Origin of the sequence: Phaeobacter sp. PT47_59 (assembly GCF_028890025.1) — a bacterium.
Lineage (GTDB): Bacteria > Pseudomonadota > Alphaproteobacteria > Rhodobacterales > Rhodobacteraceae > Phycobacter.
On the sequence record NZ_JARCJL010000067.1, the window covers coordinates 1 to 1,632 of the forward strand.

Consider the following 1,632-nt stretch of genomic DNA (forward strand, 5'->3'; position numbering starts at 1 on the left):
CCGCCGTCCGAGCCCATCCCGCACATGCAGGCGTTTTTCGATGCCATCGACATCACGACCGTCTTCACGGGCACGGAGGCGTACTATTTGCCCCCCGTGGACAAGGTCTACATGCCATCCATCACGCGGTTCCAGGACCCGCGCAATTTCTACGGGGTCTGGGCGCATGAGCTGGCCCATGCCACGAAGGCCCGGCATCGACTGAACCGTGATTTCGGGTTCTCGAAGTTTGGCAACACCTCTTACGCGCGCGAGGAGATCGTCGCGGAATTGACCTCGGTGTTCCTGGGTCAGACGCTCGGCTTTACGGCGCATACGCTCGAGATGAATGCTGCCTACCTCCATAACTGGTTGCGCGTTCTTCGGTCGGACAAGGGTGCGATCTTCAAGCACGCCGCGGATGCGCAGCGCGCCTGTGATTACCTGATCGCCAGATCGGAGGCGGGCAGGGCAGGGGGCCGAGCCAAGGCCGCCTGACCACAGGGAGAACGGAGACGCCCATGTCACGTAAGGAACCCAAGACGCTGCGGGTGGCCTGCTTCAACGACGGCCGCCGCAAGATCATCACCTTCAAGCACGGCGCCTATTGGTGGAGCCCGTCCGAGGGCGCTTATCCGCTCTCGGCGGCACTTGAGACCATCAAGCACCAAGGCGGCTGGATCGAAACCATCCCCAACCCGAATTACAGACCCAAGCGATTGTTCGGGTAGGGCCCCTTCTGCTTCTGTCCTGCCGCCAGGGGGAAAAAGAAAAAGCTGGCTTTTGGAAGGGTGTTTCAACTTCTCAAAGGAGCACCCCATGTCCATGACAGGACAACCCCAGACAGACCGCCCTGATCCGAGTGTGATCGCAGCGCAGAACGACGCGTTTCGCAAGCTCGCGTGCCTCGGTGTGCCAACCGCCCAGTCTATTCAGGGCCGCATGCATGTCACCCGCTCAATTATGAATGCCGGTGACGGCTTCATGGCCGAGGCGGTGAAGGCCACGGGCATGTTCGAGACCTTCGAGCCCGAGAACGATCCCGAAGGATGGCATGATTTCGGGGCGGTCGAGGTCCGCGGCGAGACCGTGTTCTGGAAACTGGATTTGTACGAAGCGGATTCCGACTTCCGCTATGGCGCCGAGGCCCCGGACAATCCCGCCACCACCATGCGCGTGCTGACCATCATGCTGGCGCGCGACTGGTAGGGGAGGGGACACCCCTCCTGACAGCCCAGGCGATGAAGGCCCGCTGACCCCTCAAAGGGAGAGTGGGCCTTTTGTTGTGGTGATCCCTGAAGACGGGGATTGGCCGCGCATCTGAATGCGCGGGCCGCTCCAAACCCACCGAAAAGGAAACGCCATGACCACAAGCTTCAAACCCGTCTCCGTCGCCATCGGCGATCTGGTCTCACATCCCGCCAATGTGCGCAGCAACTCGCCGGAAACCTATGATCCTGAGAACATCGCCCATCTGAAGGCAAGCATCGCCGTTCTGGGTCTCCTGCAGCCGCTCATGGTCCAGAAGCTCGACGGCAAATATGCTGTCCTCGCCGGTGGCCGTCGGCATGCCGCGCTGAAGGAGCTGGTCGCGGACAGGGCCGCGAAAGGCTTCACGGCGAAGGCCAAGATCGACTGCCGTCTTGTGCCAGA

At 61.6% G+C, this 1,632-nt stretch carries 4 protein-coding genes; all 4 read left to right on the forward strand.

Annotated features, from left to right (window positions below; translation table 11 throughout):
* Positions 1-477 (forward strand): zincin-like metallopeptidase domain-containing protein (locus tag PXK01_RS21885; RefSeq protein ID WP_274861727.1); only part of this gene is annotated, 477 nt, incomplete at its 5' end.
* Positions 478-500: 23 nt separating this feature from the next.
* Positions 501-710 carry a DUF6330 family protein gene (locus PXK01_RS21890; protein ID WP_043754132.1) on the forward strand — a complete coding sequence of 70 codons (210 nt, stop codon included), beginning with the start codon at positions 501-503 and terminating at the stop codon, positions 708-710.
* An 88-nt stretch (positions 711-798) separates the two neighbouring features.
* Positions 799-1,188 carry a DUF3768 domain-containing protein gene (locus PXK01_RS21895; protein ID WP_043754131.1) on the forward strand — a complete coding sequence of 130 codons (390 nt, stop codon included), beginning with the start codon at positions 799-801 and terminating at the stop codon, positions 1,186-1,188.
* A 154-nt stretch (positions 1,189-1,342) separates the two neighbouring features.
* Positions 1,343-1,632 (forward strand): ParB/RepB/Spo0J family partition protein (locus PXK01_RS21900; protein ID WP_274861728.1); only part of this gene is annotated, 290 nt, incomplete at its 3' end.